Source organism: Dokdonia sp. Asnod2-E02 (assembly GCF_045063915.1).
Classification (GTDB): domain Bacteria; phylum Bacteroidota; class Bacteroidia; order Flavobacteriales; family Flavobacteriaceae; genus Dokdonia.
The window spans coordinates 846,822-865,773 of the sequence record NZ_JBEFNX010000005.1; the positions used below are offsets into that span (position 1 = coordinate 846,822).

At 40.7% G+C, this 18,952-nt stretch carries 7 protein-coding genes; 6 read left to right on the top strand and 1 reads right to left on the bottom strand.

From position 1 onward, the window contains the following. The first annotated feature begins 386 nt into the window (after window positions 1-386). Together ACJJVM_RS03785 and ACJJVM_RS03790 are read left to right on the top strand one after the other, a co-directional pair. Entirely contained in the window at window positions 387-13,406 is a 13,020-nt protein-coding gene (locus tag ACJJVM_RS03785) for an HYR domain-containing protein (protein WP_405210859.1), read from the top strand. A gap of 98 nt (window positions 13,407-13,504) precedes the next feature. Beyond that, complete coding sequence (locus ACJJVM_RS03790; protein ID WP_405210860.1) at window positions 13,505-15,256, top strand: M14 family metallopeptidase; 1,752 nt, start codon at window positions 13,505-13,507, stop codon at window positions 15,254-15,256. On the opposite strand, the gene ACJJVM_RS03795 is transcribed toward ACJJVM_RS03790, so the two are convergent. Next, the gene (locus ACJJVM_RS03795; RefSeq protein WP_299148126.1) at window positions 15,224-15,847 is read right to left on the bottom strand and encodes an NUDIX hydrolase; all 624 of its coding nucleotides are present in this window, start codon (window positions 15,845-15,847) and stop codon (window positions 15,224-15,226) included. The two genes, ACJJVM_RS03790 and ACJJVM_RS03795, sit on opposite strands and share 33 nt — an antisense overlap. A 7-nt stretch (window positions 15,848-15,854) precedes the next feature. Here ACJJVM_RS03795 and pyrE point away from each other — a divergent pair, with 7 nt between their 5' ends. The 4 genes from pyrE to ACJJVM_RS03815 all read left to right on the top strand — a co-directional run bounded on the left by pyrE (window position 15,855) and on the right by ACJJVM_RS03815 (window position 18,868). Beyond that, window positions 15,855-16,493, top strand: a complete 639-nt coding sequence (gene pyrE / locus ACJJVM_RS03800) for an orotate phosphoribosyltransferase (RefSeq protein WP_035327849.1) — start codon at window positions 15,855-15,857, stop codon at window positions 16,491-16,493. 23 nt (window positions 16,494-16,516) lie between these two features. After that, complete coding sequence (locus tag ACJJVM_RS03805; protein ID WP_038599884.1) at window positions 16,517-16,909, top strand: orotate phosphoribosyltransferase; 393 nt, start codon at window positions 16,517-16,519, stop codon at window positions 16,907-16,909. A gap of 112 nt (window positions 16,910-17,021) precedes the next feature. Next, a complete protein-coding gene (locus ACJJVM_RS03810) occupies window positions 17,022-17,867 on the top strand; it encodes a transketolase (RefSeq protein WP_405210861.1) in 846 nt (281 codons plus the stop codon). A 47-nt stretch (window positions 17,868-17,914) separates the two neighbouring features. After that, window positions 17,915-18,868 (top strand): transketolase family protein, encoded by a 954-nt coding sequence (locus ACJJVM_RS03815; RefSeq protein ID WP_405210862.1) that lies wholly within the window; start codon window positions 17,915-17,917, stop codon window positions 18,866-18,868. Window positions 18,869-18,952 lie beyond the last annotated feature (84 nt).

The following is an 18,952-nucleotide window of genomic DNA, read 5'->3' on the forward strand; positions in this document are numbered from 1 at the left end:
CATCACTTAAAAAGCGACTAATTATTTGTTTATCAAAACAGTGACCACGCATCTCATTTCGGTAAAGTGTATAGCGATTATTGCATCAAATTGTGTAATACGTATTTACCAAAGGGGCAATAAGCTATAACAGCAAGTTTTTAATGTCTTACAGAAAGTGACGTGAGACATCTACTCAAATATGCCTTATAGACGTACTTAATGCGCGATGTGAGAAGAATTACGCTTTCGCGAAAGCGTATATATAAATAGTATTTGATTTGAGCTAAACAGGGCATTTACCCCTAGCCTATTGCGCGATTTCTGACGGAAATTTCTGACCTAACTCACTTTATACAAACCACTTATAGTGTATACATTTAGTCTTCATTAATTGGGGGATTAATATGAAACAAATTACTACTGCGATACGCATACTCTTGGTATGTGGTATCTTTTCGACTGCCATTGCGCAAACCGCACCGACTTTTACAGACTGTCCTGTTGCACCTATTACACAAATAAATGATGCCGGACTATGCGGTGCAAATGTCACATTTGCCACGCCTACACCAAACGATCCGGATGGAACGGCAACCTTTACGGTTACACAAATAGAAGGTCCAGCATCTGGAGACTTCTTTCCTGTGGGAGATACTACAGTAACCTTTGAGGCTACTGGAGATCCAGACGGAGTGGCGACTTGTACCTTCACAGTTACAGTAACAGATAATGAAGCTCCAGTGGCAAACTGTATTGCTCCATTTACAATTACGTTAGATGGGGATGGCCTTGCAAGTATTACCACAGCAGATGTGGATGATACCGTTACACCTTCTTCAGATAATTGTCCAGACGCTGTATTATCACTTGATATAACCAGCTTTGACTGTTCTGACATAGGTGATAATACGGTAACGCTCACCATAACAGATGCTGCAGGAAATACAGATACGTGTACTACAACGGTAACTGTAGAGGCAGGAGCACTTGATATTACCTGCCCGGCAGATATCATACTTAATCTTTCTGAGAATGTTGCGACGGTTACACCTGTCTCTGCATCTACATCATTCACAACTGTTTTCGGCAGTTCGCTTAATAATACATATAACGGTAGTGGCTTATCAGAATTTCCAAGTTTTACTGCAACTCACGACGCTACAGTGCCTGCAAACTCCTTTATAGGTGGTGGTACTATTGGTATTATAGAATATAGTTTAGGCGGTACAGAGCGCATAAATGGAATCTATATCTGGAATCAAAATGCAGGTGGCCCTGGTACTGCAGGGTCCTCTGGCATACAAGATGTTATCATAAGTGCTTCTACAAATGGGACAGATTTTACACCTATTGCAGGCGCTCCTGCAACATTTGCACAAGTAATAGCGAGTGATAACGCCGCAGTGCAAGAATTTACTTTTGAACCTATCGAAGCCTCGACTATACGCATAGAGGTATTATCTAATTATGGAGATGGCAACACAGGTCTGGGAGAAATCATATTTTCTAGTATTACAGATGGTTGTGGAGCAGTCATCACCTATGATGCACCTATAGTAGCTACAAATTGTGTGGCAGCCACCGTTACTCAAACAACAGGATTTGCTAGTGGAAATCCTTTCCCCATAGGTACAACTACAAATACCTTTATTATAGATGATGGAAACGGAAATACAGCAACTTGCTCTTTTGATATTACCATTATAGATGATGTGGCTCCTATCGCTATTTGTCAAGATATTACGGTACAACTAGATGCAACGGGCTCTGTTAACATCACTCCTGAAGAAATAAACAATGGCTCTACAGATAACTGTGGTACGGCGACCCCAACCTTAGATATAACAGATTTTACTTGTGCAGATATAGGAGAAAATACCGTAATTCTAACCATAACAGATGACATTGGTAATAGTGCTACCTGTGAGGCTATTATCACAGTAGAAAATACTGTAGTACCCACCGTAATATGTCAAGATATTACCATAAGCCTTGATGATACAGGAGTAGCAACCATTGTAGCTGCAGATATTGATAATGGTAGTACTGTAGCTTGTGGAGCTCCTATACTAAGCGCAGACATCACAGAATTTAACTGTGAAAATTTAGGAGTTAATACCGTTACACTTACGGTTACAGATGATCAAGGTAATACAGCAAGTTGTGAAGCAATCGTTACGGTAGAGAGTAACAGTATTACAACCATCACTTGTCCAGCAGATATTACGCTTAATCTTTCTGAAGTGGCAACACCTATCATACCCTCATCTGCAAGTACAAGCTTTACCACTGCCTTTGGGTCGAGCCTTACTAATACTTTTAATGGTAATGGACTTACCACTTTTCCAGATCTCAATTCTGACCACAGCTCTTCTGGAGTTACAAACTCGTGGATAGGTGAAGGAACCTCTGGCACAATCACTTTTAATCTAGGTGGTAGTCAGACCGTAAGTGGCTTTTCTTTTTGGAATCAAAACAACGGAGGTCCTGGTGCATCAGGAACCTCGGGCATTCAAAATGTCATTATCTCATCATCAACAAACGGAACAGATTTTACACCTATTCCAGGAGCACCAGCAGTATTTGCACAAGTAACTGGAGATGGTCCTGTGGCTCCAGAGGTCTTTAACTTTACACCTATTATTGCTTCTAGCATTCGCATAGAAGTACAATCAAATTATGGAGATGGTAATACCGCTTTCGCGGAAGTAGCATTTTCTGATGATACACCAGGTTGTGGTGCACTAGTAGCTTATGTAACGCCATTTTCTAATGCTGCCTGTAATGGTGGTGGTGAAGTAACACAAACAGCAGGATTACCTAGCGGAAGTGCTTTCCCAGTAGGAACAACCACAAATACCTTTGAAGTTACAGATGGCAGTGGCGGAACGCAAACCTGCTCATTTGATATTGTTATTACCGATAATGTAGCACCAGATGTATTATGCCAAAACATTGAGGTTCTTCTAGACGGAACAGGTAATGCTATCATCACAGCAGCCGATATTGATAATGGCACTACAGATAATTGTGGAGATGTAACCTTGAGTATTGATCAAGATACATTTACTTGTGCAGATGTAGGTACGCCAGTCACTGTGACGCTTACAGCAACAGATGTAAATGGAAATAGCGCTTCTTGTGAGGCGATTGTTACGGTTACCTCTAATGAACTACCGGTGGCCGTTTGTCAAGATATCACTATTCAACTTGTGGATGGTATCGCAAGTATCACCCCTGCAGACATTGATAATGGCTCAGGATCTACGTGTGGTACTGCCGTAGAATTATCACTAGACGTACAAGAATTTACCTGTGAGAATCTGGGGGATAACACTGTAACGCTTACCGTGACAGATGCTTCTGGAAATACAGATACCTGTACCGCAATTGTTACCGTAGAAAATAATGAGCCGCTCGTAATTACTTGTCCGGCAGATATAAACATTAACTTATCTGAGGTCGCTACACCTATCATTCCTAATTCGGCTTCTACTAGTTTTACGACGGCATTTGGTACAAGTCTCAATAACACCTTTAACGGTACAGGGCTTGATGCTTTCCCATCTTTAGAAAGTGAGCACGCACCATCAAGTAATACCAACTCGTGGATAGGTGAAGGAACTACTGGAACCATAGATTTTTCTCTTGGTGCTGTGACAACCGTTTCTGGACTTGCCTTTTGGAATCAAAATGGCGGAGGTCCAGGAGCAGATGGAACTTCGGGTATTCAAAATGTGATTATCTCATCATCAACAGACGGAACAGACTTTACACCTATTCCTGGGGCGCCTACTTCTTTCACGCAAGTGATACCAAATGCTGCTGCCGCACCAGAAATATTTAACTGGACACCAGTAATGGCGTCAACCATACGTATTGAAGTACAATCTAATTATGGAGATGGAAATACTGCCTTTGCAGAAATTGCTTTCTCAGATACCACCTCGGGATGTGGTGCAGTGATTACTTATGAAGGTCCGTTTACAAATCAAGAATGTTTCCCTGGAAGTACACTTACTCAGACTGCTGGGTTCGCATCGGGAAGTGCTTTTCCACTGGGCACTACTACTAATACTTTTGAAGTAGATGATGGTGCTGGTAATATCATCACTTGCTCTTTTGATGTAACGATAACAGATGATGTTGCACCAGATGTGGTATGTCAAGATATCGAAGTGGTACTTGATGAGACAGGAAACTTTGTAATCACAGCTGCCAATATTGATAATGGCACTACAGATAATTGTGGAGATGTAACCTTGAGCATTGATCAAGATACATTTACTTGCGCAGATGTGGGTACGCCAGTTACTGTGACGCTTACAGCAACAGATGTAAATGCAAACAGCGCTTCTTGTGAGGCGATTGTTACGGTTACCTCTAATGAACTACCGGTGGCCGTTTGTCAAGATATCACTATTCAGCTTGTGGATGGTATCGCAAGTATCACCCCTGCAGACATTGATAATGGCTCAGGATCTACGTGTGGTACTGCCGTAGAATTATCACTAGACGTACAAGAATTTACCTGTGGGAATCTCGGAGACAATACTGTAACGTTTACCGTGACAGATGCTTCTGGAAATACAGATACCTGTACCGCAATTGTTACCGTAGAAAATAATGAGCCGCTCGTAATTACTTGTCCGGCAGATATAAACATTAACCTATCTGAGGTCGCTACGCCTATCATTCCTAACTCGGCTTCTACTAGTTTTACTACGGCATTTGGTACAAGTCTCAATAACACCTTTAACGGTACAGGGCTTGATGCTTTCCCATCTTTAGAAAGTGAGCACGCACCATCAAGTAATACCAACTCGTGGATAGGTGAAGGAACTACTGGAACCATAGATTTTTCTCTTGGTGCTGTGACAACCGTTTCTGGACTTGCCTTTTGGAATCAAAATGGCGGAGGTCCAGGAGCAGATGGAACTTCGGGTATTCAAAATGTGATTATCTCATCATCAACAGACGGAACAGACTTTACACCTATTCCTGGGGCGCCTACTTCTTTCACGCAAGTGATACCAAATGCTGCTGCCGCACCAGAAATATTTAACTGGACACCAGTAATGGCGTCAACCATACGTATTGAAGTACAATCTAATTATGGAGATGGAAATACTGCCTTTGCAGAAATTGCTTTCTCAGATACCACCTCGGGATGTGGTGCAGTGATTACTTATGAAGGTCCGTTTACAAATCAAGAATGTTTCCCTGGAAGTACACTTACTCAGACTGCTGGGTTCGCATCGGGAAGTGCTTTTCCACTGGGCACTACTACTAATACTTTTGAAGTAGATGATGGTGCTGGTAATATCATCACTTGCTCTTTTGATGTAACGATAACAGATGATGTTGCACCAGATATGGTATGTCAGGATATTACTATACAACTAGATGAAACGGGCAGTGCTTCTATACTTGCCTCAGATATAGATGGAGGTACTGCAGACAATTGTACAGATGTTACATTGTCTATAGATATAGACAAATTTGGCTGTGTAAATGTGGGTGAAAATATAATAACCCTTACTGCAACTGATGGTAATGGAAATACCTCATTTTGTGAGGCGATTGTAACGGTAGAAAATCTAAATATACCAGAGGCTATCTGTCAAAACATAACTATAGAACTAGACGCTACGGGCATAGCAATTATAGATCCTGTACTATTAGATGGAGGAAGCACTTTTATTTGTGGACCACTTACTTATGAAGCAGATGTTACAGAATTTACCTGCGAAAATTTAGGTGAAAACACCGTCGTTCTTACAATTACAGACCCTCAAGGGAATACCTCAACCTGTGAGGCGATAGTTACCGTAGTAAATAATGAACCGGTAACCATAACTTGCCCAGATGATATTATTCTTAATCTTTCTGAGGCGCTAGAACCTATAGCGATTACAAGTACTACTACAACTTTTACGGCTGCCTTTGGCAGTGAACTTTCAAATGCTACAAACGGCGCAGGGCTCACAGTTTCTCCAAGTACTACAGCTACACACGAGCCTACAACTCCGAGCAACTCTTTTATAGGAACTGGTACTGCTGGAACATTAGAGTTTAACTTTGGCAGTGAGACTCTTGTAAGCGGACTATCATTTTGGAATCAAAATGGTGGTGGTCCCGGTGCAAATGGTTCTTCTGGTGTTCAAAATGTTGTCTTTTCTTATAGCACAGATGGAACAAACTTCATCCCTATACCAGGTGCTCCATCTATTTTTTCACAAGTCACAGATAATGATTTTTCGGCGCCGGAGATTTTTACTTTTGATCAGATAGCGGCTACGGTAATACGTATGGAAGTGACGAGTAATTATGGAGATAGTAATACCGCTTTCGCGGAAATAGTCTTTGCCGATATTTCGTCAGGCTGCGGGGCAATTGTCACTTACGAAGGACCATTTACAAATGCGCTCTGCACAGGAGGTGGTGAACTTGTTCAAATCGAAGGTTTTGCGAGTGGAAGTCCATTTCCGTTAGGAACAACCACAAATACTTTTGAAGTGACAGACGGCGCAGGAAACGTACAAACGTGCTCTTTTGATATCACTATAATAGACGATGTTGCGCCAAGAGCTGTATGCCAAAACATAACCTTAGAGGTAGACGAAACGGGTTCTATAGCAATTACTCCTGAAGATATAGACGGAGGCAGTACAGATAACTGTGGTGACATTACATTGTCAATAGACACAGATACATTGACCTGCGATAATGTAGGAGACAATATAGTTACCTTAACAGTTACAGATAGCAACGGCCTATCATCTTCTTGTGAAGCTATTGTAACTATATTAGGGAGCGTTGCTCCTACTGCTGTTTGTCAAGATATCACACTACTACTAGATGCTGATGGCACAGCAACCCTGACTCCTGATCAAATAGATGGTGGAAGCTTTGCCACTTGTGGATTATTTACACTTAGTACAGATATAACAACCTTTACTTGCGATAATTTAGGAGAAAATACAGTGATACTCACTGCCACAGATGCCTCTGGAAATAGCACTACTTGTGAAGCAATCGTTACTGTAGAAAATAATGAACCACTTGATCTAACCTGTCCGGAGGATATGATTATCAATCTTTCTGAAGTGCTAGAGCCTATTACACCTACTAATGTGACAACGAGTTTTAATTCAGCCTTTGGTAGTAGTATACAAAATACCATTAATGGCCTTGGTCTTGCGACTTCACCAAGTCTTACTGCGACTCACGATGGAACTACAACAGACAATGCCTTTATAGGAGCAGGCACAACGGGAACTATAGATTTTGATCTCGGCACCGAAAGAACAATAACTGGTTTTTCTTTTTGGAACCTTAACGGCGGTGGTCCAGGTGCGAATGGCTCTTCAGGAATTCAAGATGTAAGTATTTCTTATTCGGTAGATGGGACAACCTTTGTTCCGGTTGATGGAGCGCCGGCAGTTTTCGCGCAAGCGTTATCATCACAAGATGTAGCTCCAGAGACATTTAGCTTTACACAAATAGCAGCTACTGTTATACGCTTTGAAGTATTAAGTAATTATGGTGATAGCAATACTGGATTTGCAGAAATTGCTTTTGCAGACACAACGGTAGGTTGTGGTGCAGCAATTGTATATGAAGGTCCTTTTACAAATGTAGATTGTCTAGGTGGTGGAGAGCTTGTACAGACGGCAGGTTTTACTAGTGGTAGTATTTTTCCACTAGGTACAACCACAAATACCTTTGAGGTAACTGATACAAATGGCACCACTCTGAGCTGTTCTTTTGATATTATGGTGATAGATGATGTAGCGCCAAGAGCAGTGTGTCAAGATATCACGATACAACTAGATGAAACAGGCTCTGCAACTATAGAGGCGGCAGATGTAGATGGAGGTAGTACGGATAATTGTGGTGATGTGAGCATTGCTATAGACATAGATAAATTTGGCTGTGAGAATGTAGGAGAGAATATAGTAACCCTAACCGTTACAGACAGTAATGGATTAATTTCTACTTGTGAAGCAATTGTGACTATTGAAAATCCTAATATACCTGTTGCAGTTTGTCAAAACATCACACTAGAACTTGATGCTACTGGTGTAGGTATATTAGACCCTGCCTTACTAGATGGAGGAAGCACCTTTGTATGTGGACCACTTACCTATGAAGCAGATATCACAGAGTTTACGTGTGAGAATCTAGGCGAAAACACCGTTGTACTTACAGTGACAGATCCTCAAGGCAATACCTCAACGTGTGAGGCTATTGTAACTGTAGTTAATAACGAGCCAGTAACTATTACTTGCCCAGAAAACCTCATTCTAAACTTATCTGAAGTACTACAACCTGTAACCATAAGTAGTACAACAACGAGCTTTAGCCCTGCCTTTGGTAGTGATATAGCAAATGCTACAAATGGAACGGGATTAAGTACCACAACTAGTACTACAGCAAACCACGAGGCTACCACGCCTAGTAATTCTTTTATAGGCTCAGGAACTTCTGGTACAATTGATTTTAACCTGGGAGGAGAGACTCTTATAAGTGGCTTCTCTTTCTGGAATCAAAATGGTGGTGGTCCTGGTGCAAATGGCACTTCTGGTATACAAGAGGTAACAATGCTCTACTCTACAGATGGCACAACTTTCACTGCCATACCGGGTGCTCCTACTACGTTTGCTCAAGTAACGACAAGTGAGTTATCTGCGCCAGAGCTATTTACGTTTGATCAAATTGCTGCTACCGTGATTCGTATGGAGGTGATGAATAATTATGGAGATGGTAATACCGCTTTCGCGGAAATAGTCTTTGCCGATACTCCGTCAGGTTGTGGGGCAATTGTCACTTACGAAGGACCATTTACAAATGCGCTTTGTACTGGAGGTGGTGAACTTGTACAAACCGAAGGTTTTGCAAGTGGAAGCCCGTTCCCGTTAGGAACAACCACAAATACTTTTGAAGTTACAGACGGTGCCGGTAACGTACAAACGTGCTCTTTTGACATCACCATTATAGATGATGTAGCACCAAGAGTTGTTTGCCAAGCGATTACTATAGAAATAGGTGAAGATGGTACGGCCAGCATTACACCAGAAGATATAGATGGAGGCAGTACAGATAACTGTGGTGATATTACATTATCAATAGATACAGATACTTTTACTTGCGATAATGTAGGAGAAAATACAGTGACACTTACCGTTACTGATAGTAATGGTCTTATCGCTACTTGTGAGGCTATCGTTACTGTCATAAGTGACAGTCCTCCTATTGCTGTATGTATGGACCTTACCGTACAACTAGATGAAGACGGAATGGCAATCATCACCCCAGAACAAGTAGATGGAGGTAGCTTCTCAAACTGTGGCACTTTTGAGCTTACACTAGATCAAGACACCTTTACTTGTGAGCAACTAGGTGAAAATATAGTATTACTTACTGCAACGAGCCCTAGTGGCGAGTTTACGACCTGTGAAGCTATTGTGACTGTAGAGAATACACAGCCGCTTAATATTGAGTGTCCAGAAGATATTGTACTTAATCTTTCTGAGGTATTGATGCCTGTAGAAGTTTCTAATGGTACGACATCATTTAGTCCTGCATTTGGAAGTGAGCTTGCAAATGCTTTTAATGGGACTGGTCTTGAGATGTCTCCTAGCTTAATGGTAAATCACGAAGCCTCGACACCTAGTAATGCTTTTATAGGTACTGGCTCGAGCGGTAGTATAGATTTTGATCTTGGACAAGAAACCATTATAAATGGATTCTCTCTATGGAATTTAAACGGTGGAGGTCCTGGAGCAGAAGGTTCTTCTGGTATTCAAGATGTAACTATACTCTACTCGTTAGATAACGTGACATATACAGTACTTCCTGAAGCGCCTACACTATTCGCTCAGGTTACTACTTCAGAACCTGTAGGTCCAGAGGTATTTACATTTACTCAGGTTGCCGCTCGCTACATACGCTTTGATGTACAAAGCAATTATGGAGATGGTAACACAGGAATAGCAGAGGTCGCTTTTGCAGATGTAACAGATGGATGTGGCGCTATTGTAAACTACGATGGTCCTTTTGAAAATCTTGATTGTCTGGGTGGCGGTACTTTAGAACAAACAGCTGGTTTTGAAAGTGGTAGTCCGTTCCCGCTAGGCACCACTACAAATACATTTATAGCAACTGACACTAATGGTAATGAGGTTACTTGCTCATTTACAATCACACTAATAGATGATGTAGCGCCAAGAGCCGTTTGCGCACCTATAACTATAGTGCTTGATGAAAATGGTATCGCAACCATTACCGCAGATGATATTGACAATGGAAGTTCTGATAACTGTGGTGATATTACTACCGCTATAGACATTGATTCATTTACTTGTGAGCAACTAGGTGAAAATACAGTAGTGCTTATCGTAACAGATGCAAATGGAAATAGCTCGACTTGTGAAACTATTGTCACTGTCGAAACCAACATAGCACCTACAGCTGTATGTCAAAACATTACAGTAGAACTAGATGAAGAAGGAATGATTACCGTAGACCCAGTACTAGTAGATGGAGGCAGTACTGCTGTTTGTGGCGAACTAACTTATGAACTAGATGTGTTTGAGTTTACTTGTGATAACCTAGGTGAAAACAATGTTATTCTAACAGTAACAGATGAGCAAGGTCTCACTGCTACTTGTGAGGCAGTGATAACAGTAGTTAATAACCAACCGATAGAAATTACCTGTCCAGAAGATTTGGTTATAAATCTATCTGAAATTTCTAACCCTATTGTACCTACGGGAGCAACTACAACATATAATAGCGCCTTTGGTAGTACGCTTACAAATGCAATAGACGGAACAGGCCTAAACACCTCTCCTAGCCTTACTACAGATCACGCTCCTTCTACTCCAGAAAATTCTTGGATAGGAGAAGGAAGTACTGGCACAATTGATTTTGATTTAGGAGCAGAAACAACCGTGAGCGGATTCTCTTTCTGGAATCAAAATGGTGGTGGTCCGGGGCCAGATGGAACTTCAGGTATAAGAGATGTTTTGATTTCTTATAGTATAGATGGTAGTACGTTTATAGATGTAGAGGGAGCGCCTACAGTTTTCGCGCAAGCCGAAGAAAACGCACCGAGAGCACCAGAGGTATTTACATTCACCCCTATTACGGCAACTACAATCCGTATGGAAGTACTATCTAATTATGGAGATGGAAATACAGGTTTTGCAGAAATTGTATTTTCTGATGCGGCATCGGGTTGTGGGGCAATTATTTCTTACGAAGGACCATTTACAAATGAGAACTGTGTTGGCGGTGGTACTGTTACACAAACTGCTGGTTTTGCAAGCGGCAACCCATTCCCCGTAGGTACCACTACTAACACCTTTACTGTAGAGGATGGTAATGGTAACCTAGATACTTGTTCTTTTACAATCACAATTATAGATGATCTAGCACCTAGAATGTTTTGTCAAAATATTGAGATAGCACTAGATGAAAATGGAATGGCAACCATAACTCCAGAAGATATTGATGGTGGCACAAGTGATAACTGTACGCCAGTAACTTTAAGTATAGATATTGATTCATTTACGTGTGAAAATCTTGGTGAAAACGTGGTTACCCTCACGGCTACAGATGAGAATGGAAATATAGCAAGTTGCGAGGCTATTGTAACGGTTACAAGTAGTGTTATACCGCAAATCACTTGTCAAGATATCACTGTTGAGCTTGATGAGAATGGGTTGGTTACCATTATACCAGAAGATGTACTTGCAGATACATCTTCTACTTGCCTTATAGATAATTTAGAATTAGATATATCAGAATTTGGCTGTGCAAACACCGGTCCAAATGTGGTAATAGTTACTGCTACAGATAATGCTGGCAATACGGCTACTTGTGAAGCGATTGTGACAGTAATAGATGTTACTGCACCCACACCAGAATGTATGGATGCATTCATCTCACTAGATGAAAATGGTATCGCAATTCTTACTCCAGAAGATGTAATAGGTAACCTAGTACCTGTACAGGGTATTCCTTTTACTGGTGACGGAGTGCCAGAAAGTATCCCGATGACGGGTACAGGAGGTACAAATTGTGCCGGAGGACCTACCACCTCTACAGCAGCAGTAGATCTTGAGGGCACTATAGGTGACGCCTATCGCATTGCTACGGTCATTGTAGATCTGGATCACTCTTTTGTAGGCGACCTAGACTTAACCCTTACATCACCACAAGGTACAGAACTTGTACTCTCTGCAGGTAATGGCGGAAATGCACAGGGCTATGAAAATGCAACCTTTGATGATGATGGAGAAGACATCACAATGGCAACAGGTCTTGTAAACGGAATTTATTCTCCAGAAGGAGGAACCTTTGCAGATACTTTTGCTGGTGAACAAATAAATGGAAACTGGAGTCTATCTGTCTGTGATAATACACAAGGTGACGTTGGTCAACTATTGAGATTTGAGATAAGCTTTGCAGATCCAGATGACGATCTTCTAGGTGTTCCTGATAACTGTACGCCTACTTCAGATATTGAGTTTGACGTAGACACTTTTGATTGTTCTAATCTAGGCGAAAATGTTGTAAATATTACTGTTACAGATGCAAAAGGCAATGTAGCCACTTGTACAGTAAATGTCACTGTAGTAGATGAGGCTCCACCTACGGCAATCTGTCAAAGCATTGTTGTTATACTTGATGAGGATACTGGTACAGCTAGTATAACACCAGATATGTTAGACAATGGTAGTACAGACAACTGTGGTGGAGAGGTAACACTCAGCCTAGACATAACAGAATTTGGTTGTGCAGATGTGGGAGAAAATATCGTGACGCTCACCGTTACAGATCAAAATGGAAACACTGCCACTTGTGAAGCGACTGTTCTTGTAGATGCAGATGATTTTGGACTCATCTCTTGTCAAGAAGATTTTACCGTAGAGGCAGATCTCTTTGACCTTTATGAGATAGAAAACTACATAGAATCACTTACAGATAACTGTGGTGGTGGCACCTTTACAAACGTCTCTCAACAACCTGTTGCTGGCACGATCATAGATGCTCCTCAAGAGGTTCCGGTAACGCTTACAGGTTTTGACGAAGATGGAAATATGGTTACCTGTGAGTTTACAATCACAGTGACTAACAACCCGCTAAGTGTAGATGATTTAAGCTTACGCGAAAGCGACATCATACTCTTCCCTAACCCTACGCGAGGAGACATTACTCTCAAAAACTTGAGTAATACTCCACTAGATTATATGGTTATAACAGATATAAGAGGTCGTATTGTTGAGCGTATAGAATTATCTAGTAGCGGTATAAACACAAACATATCACTCAGATATTATGAAGCTGGAGTATATTTTATGCACATAACGGCAGGGCAAACACAACTTGTAAAACGAGTTGTAAAAAAATAACAACTAACCAATCTCCCTGCTTTAGGCCTCATTTTTAAAAAGAAGATGGGGCCTTTTTTTTGTCAATTTGTATCTTCACAGCACAATCCAACCACCATATGAAAAAAGTTATCGTACTCATCGCCATCTCTATTCTTAGTTTAAGTTGTGGAGAACACAAAGACAACCCAGATAATACAGACTTTACAACCCTCTTTGAAAAAAGCGGTGGTACAGAAACACCTACTTATGATGAGGTGATCACATTTTATCAAGACCTTGACAAGGCATACAGATCTATAAAAACCTACGAAGTAGGAATGACAGATGCAGGTAAGCCCCTCACGCTAGTCACCTTTAATCCTAATCGTAGTTTTGATAGTGAGTTTTCTGATGATATAGATGTGCGCCGTATTCTCATAAATAATGGCATTCACCCGGGAGAGTCAGACGGTATAGATGCAACAATGATGCTTATGCGTGACCTCGCACAAGGCAAGATAGAGGCACCAGAAGATACTTGGGTAAGTGCCATCGCCATATACAATATAGGAGGTGCTCTTAATCGCAACAGTACATCACGTACAAATCAAAATGGGCCAAAAGAATATGGTTTTAGAGGTAATGCAAGAAACTACGACCTCAACCGTGATTTTATAAAACGTGACACAAAAAACGCACAAGCCTTTGCAGAAATCTATCATATGATATCACCAGACGTTTTTATAGATAATCACGTGAGTAATGGCGCAGACTATCAGTACACCCTCACGCATCTTTTTACACAACACAATAAGCTAGGCGGTGCTTTAGGTAACTACGTGCACGACACCTTTCAGCCTATGCTTGAAAAAGATCTTAAGAGTAAAGACTGGGAAATCACTCCTTATGTAAACGTTTTTAATAGCGTTCCAGAAAAAGGTTTTAGCCAGTTTATGGACTACCCTCGCTACTCAACAGGCTTTACATCACTATGGAACACCATAGGCCTTATGGTAGAGACACATATGCTTAAGCCTTATAAACCACGTGTAGAAGGTACATATGAGTTAATGAAAAGTGTATTAAAACTCACTGCTCAAAACGGAGATCAGATAAAAAAAATACGTGCAGAGGCTTTTAACGCTTTCGCGAAAGCGGAAACTTACCCCGTACAATTTGCTCTAGACACAACAAAAACCACAACCTTAGAATTTTTAGGCTACGAGGGAGAAATGATACCAAGTAAAATCACAGGAAAAGAACGCCTCAAATATGATAAAACAAAGCCTTTCACAAAGGAAGTAACCTACTACGATTACTTTAAACCTACTAAGGAAATACGTGTACCTAAGGCATATGTGATACCTAGAGGGTACCGGGACATTGCTCTTATTCTCAAAGACAACAACATTAAGTTCGAACAGCTTAAAAAAGATTCTACGTTTACGGGAGAAGTATATCACATAGATACCTATGACACTCGCAAGAGTGCTTACGAGGGTCATTATTTACACTACAACACAGCTGTAAAAACTACCAACCAAGAAGTAACTGTGGCAAAAGGCGGCTATCTCGTGCCTACAGATCAAGATGGAATACGCTACTTGCTAGAAACCCTCGAGCCAGAGGCAACAGACAGTTTCTTTAACTGGAACTTTTTTGACACCATATTGCAACAAAAGGAAGGATTCTCACCATATGTGTGGGAAGACAAAGCACTCGAAGTCCTTAAACGCAACCCACAGTTACAAATTGAATTTAACCTCAAAAAATCACTAGAACCGCAATTTGCCGAAAACTGGTATGCCCAGCTAGACTGGCTTCATAAAAAATCACCTAACTATGAGAAAGCGCACCTACGCTACCCTATCGTTAGGATGCTTAACTAGATATGTACTCGGGAAGATGAGCTTGATATTTTCGTAAGATTTATCAAGCGCTTTTTGTGCTTTTTCAAAGTTGAGCCACTTTGCTTTTTTTATACCCTCTTTAGTTTGCGGTACAAGAGCCTCTGTAGAGCTTGTATGCATTTCATACCAGAAAGTCTCTTTAAGTCTAAATTTACCGTTGCGTTTAAAAACGTGATAAGTAATCTCAAGCGGTCTCTTAATAGTAAGTCCTTTTACACCGGTCTCCTCCTCTACTTCTCTCAGAGCACATTCTTCTATGCCCTCTTTCTTTTCTATCTTTCCTTTAGGGAGGTCCCACCTGCCGTTGCGGTGTATAAAAAGAATTTCCTTTTTGTCATTATAAACAAGACCACCACCAGCTATCACGAGCTTAAGCTTCTTGCGTAAATGTTTAAGAAGTTTTTCTTCTTTAGGGTGATATAGATTGATGTATAGCTGTTCTCCATCATACAGTTTTTTGATTAATTTTTTAATCTTAACCGTCTTAATCGGAATCGTCTTATACTGTTTACCTATTACCTTTTCGGTAGATAGAATAATAGGAATATCATTGACAAAAACTTTATACATTTGCAATATGATTTTAGACAAAGAAACGGCAAAAAAAACTGCCGAATTGCTTTTGCAAATTAATGCAATAAAACTACAACCGCAAACTCCTTTTACGTGGGCTTCTGGTTGGAAATCTCCCATTTATTGCGATAACCGTATCACACTGTCGTACCCAGCAATACGTAACTACATACATCAAGAGATGGCAAAACAAGTAGAGTCTATCTACGGTAAGCCAGATGCGATAGTAGGCGTTGCTACGGGAGCGATAGGTATTGGTATGCTTGTTGCAGATTATCTTAATGTACCTTTTGCTTATGTACGCCCTGAACCAAAAAAGCACGGACGTAAAAATCAAATAGAAGGTCACCTAGAGCCTAACAGTAATGTAGTCGTGATAGAAGATCTTATAAGCACTGGTAAGAGTAGCCTTATGGCAGTAGAAGCTCTTAAAAATTCTGATATGAATGTAAAAGGGATGCTAGCCATCTTTACTTATGGGTTTGACACAGCTGCTACAAATTTTGAAGAAGCTGGCGTAGCACTTAATACATTAAGTGATTACTCGCACCTATTATTACAAGCTCGCGATACAAACTTCATAACAGAAGCGCAGCAAGAAACCTTAGAAAACTGGCGTAAAGACCCAGCAAACTGGGGATAATTATACAAATTAAAAAAAGCTAAATGAACTTAGAGAGCCCAGTAAAAACTTTAGATAAATCTCAAGAAGAGGTGTACAACTTCTTGATGAACATTGAGAATTTTGAAAAATTAATGCCAGAAAACACCAAATTTGAAAAAATAAGCGATACCCGTTTCTTATTTGGTCTTAAAGGAATGCCAGAGATTGTATTAGATCTTAAAGAAGGTATACCACACAGTAAAGTAGTACTAGGAGCTGCAAGTGACAAAATTCCTTTTGAGCTCACTGCAGATATTAAAGAACTAGAAGCCTCAAAAACAGAAGTGCAACTCCTTTTTCAAGGTGAGTTTAATGCAATGATGGCAATGATGGTAAAAGGACCTATCACAAAATTTATAGGTACACTTTCAGAAAATATGGATGTTATTGCATAAAGCAGTTTAAATTCAATATTTCGTAAAAATCAAAGAAGTCCTACAATCTTGAGCAATCTAGATGGTAGGACTTTTTTATATGCTTATTTTTACGTGATAAAATTTACCCAAAATGGCAGATATTAATAAGCTAGAAGCATTTGTAACACAAGTGCGCAGAGACATTGTACGACAAGTACACAAAGTAAGTTCAGGTCACCCTGGAGGATCCTTAGGATGTGCAGAATTTATTTCGGTTCTCTATCAAGAACTAATGGAACGTAAAGAAGGATTTGATATGGATGGTATAGAAGAAGATCTCTTCTTTTTATCTAACGGTCACATCTCTCCAGTTTTTTATAGCGTACTAGCTCGTTCTGGATATTTTCCGGTAGAAGAACTTAACACCTTTAGACTATTAGACTCACGTCTACAAGGTCACCCTACTACACACGAAGGACTACCTGGTATACGTATAGCCTCTGGATCTTTAGGTCAAGGACTAAGCGTTGCCGTAGGTGCCGCTCAAGCAAAAAAACTCAATAACGATAACCATACCATCTATGCACTTATGGGTGATGGTGAGTTACAAGAAGGACAAAACTGGGAAGCCATTATGTATGCCTCTGCAAAAAAGGTGGACAACCTTATTGCAACTGTAGACCTCAATGGCCAGCAAATAGACGGTAGCACAGACCACGTATTAAATATGGGAAGTGTGCGTGCGAAGTTTGAAGCCTTTGGGTGGATTGTTTTAGATATAGAAAAAGGAAATGACATTCAGGCCATTGTATCGGGAATGAACGAGGCAAAAGCCGCGTCTGGTCAAGGTAAACCTGTCTGTGTGTTATTACACACAGTTATGGGTAACGGTGTAGACTTTATGATGGGCACTCACGCCTGGCACGGTAAAGCTCCTAATGATGAGCAACTCGCTAGTGCACTAGAGCAAAATCCAGAAACTCTAGGCGATTACTAAACCTTTTCTTATTACGCTTTCGCGAAAGCGTACCAAAAACTTTTACAATGAAAACATACGAAAATACAGGCAGTAAAGACACAAGATCAGGTTTTGGCGCAGGAATGACAGAACTAGGTAGAACAAACCCAAATGTGGTTTCTCTTTGTGCAGACCTTATAGGATCTTTAAAAATCCAAACCTTCATAGATGAAAATCCTGAGCGCTTTTTCCAAATAGGAATCGCAGAGGCAAATATGATGGGTATCGCCGCAGGCCTTACCATAGGAGGTAAAATACCTTTTACAGGTACTTTTGCAAACTTCTCTACAGGTCGTGTTTATGACCAGATAAGACAGTCTATAGCCTACTCCGGTAAAAATGTAAAGATTTGTGCATCTCACGCGGGTCTTACGCTAGGTGAAGATGGTGCAACACACCAAATACTAGAAGACATAGGTCTTATGAAAATGTTACCAGGTATGACAGTAATAAACACCTGTGACTATAACCAGACCAAAGCCGCTACAATAGCCCTTGCAGACCACGTAGGTCCGGTTTATTTACGTTTTGGCCGTCCGGTAGTACCTAATTTTACTCCAGCAGATCAAACATTTGAAATAGGTAAAGCCGTACAATTACAAGAAGGTAATGATGTGACAATTGTTGCAACTGGTCACCTAGTATGGGAAGCGCTAGAGGCTTGCAAAGTCCTTAACGAGAAAGGAATCACGGCAGATGTAATAAACATACACACCATAAAACCGCTTGATGCAGAGGCAATCATTAAGTCTGTAAAAAAGACTGGATGTGTGGTGACTGCAGAGGAGCATAACTTTCTAGGAGGTCTTGGTGAGAGTGTTGCTAGAGAGCTATCACTTACGCATCCAGTACCACAAGAGTATGTCGCTACAGAAGACACCTTTGGCGAGAGTGGAACTCCAGCACAACTTATGGAGAAATATGGTCTTAATGCAAACGCGATTGTTAAGAAAGTAGAAAAAGTGATTTCAAGAAAATAATAACGTATACCCAACGTTTTTGATATATAACATAGGCAGTATGATTGTAACATACTGCCTTTTTATTTGTCTTTACATTAATCG

Excerpts from the sequence above, each read along its gene's own strand:
- ACJJVM_RS03815 (WP_405210862.1), top strand. The coding sequence starts at position 17,915 with ATGAAAACATACGAAAATACAGGCAGTAAAGACACAAGATCAGGTTTT.
- ACJJVM_RS03790 (WP_405210860.1), top strand. The coding sequence starts at position 13,505 with ATGAAAAAAGTTATCGTACTCATCGCCATCTCTATTCTTAGTTTAAGT.
- ACJJVM_RS03795 (WP_299148126.1), bottom strand. The coding sequence starts at position 15,847 with ATGTATAAAGTTTTTGTCAATGATATTCCTATTATTCTATCTACCGAA.
- ACJJVM_RS03810 (WP_405210861.1), top strand. The coding sequence starts at position 17,022 with ATGGCAGATATTAATAAGCTAGAAGCATTTGTAACACAAGTGCGCAGA.
- ACJJVM_RS03785 (WP_405210859.1), top strand. The coding sequence starts at position 387 with ATGAAACAAATTACTACTGCGATACGCATACTCTTGGTATGTGGTATC.
- pyrE (WP_035327849.1), top strand. The coding sequence starts at position 15,855 with ATGATTTTAGACAAAGAAACGGCAAAAAAAACTGCCGAATTGCTTTTG.
- ACJJVM_RS03805 (WP_038599884.1), top strand. The coding sequence starts at position 16,517 with ATGAACTTAGAGAGCCCAGTAAAAACTTTAGATAAATCTCAAGAAGAG.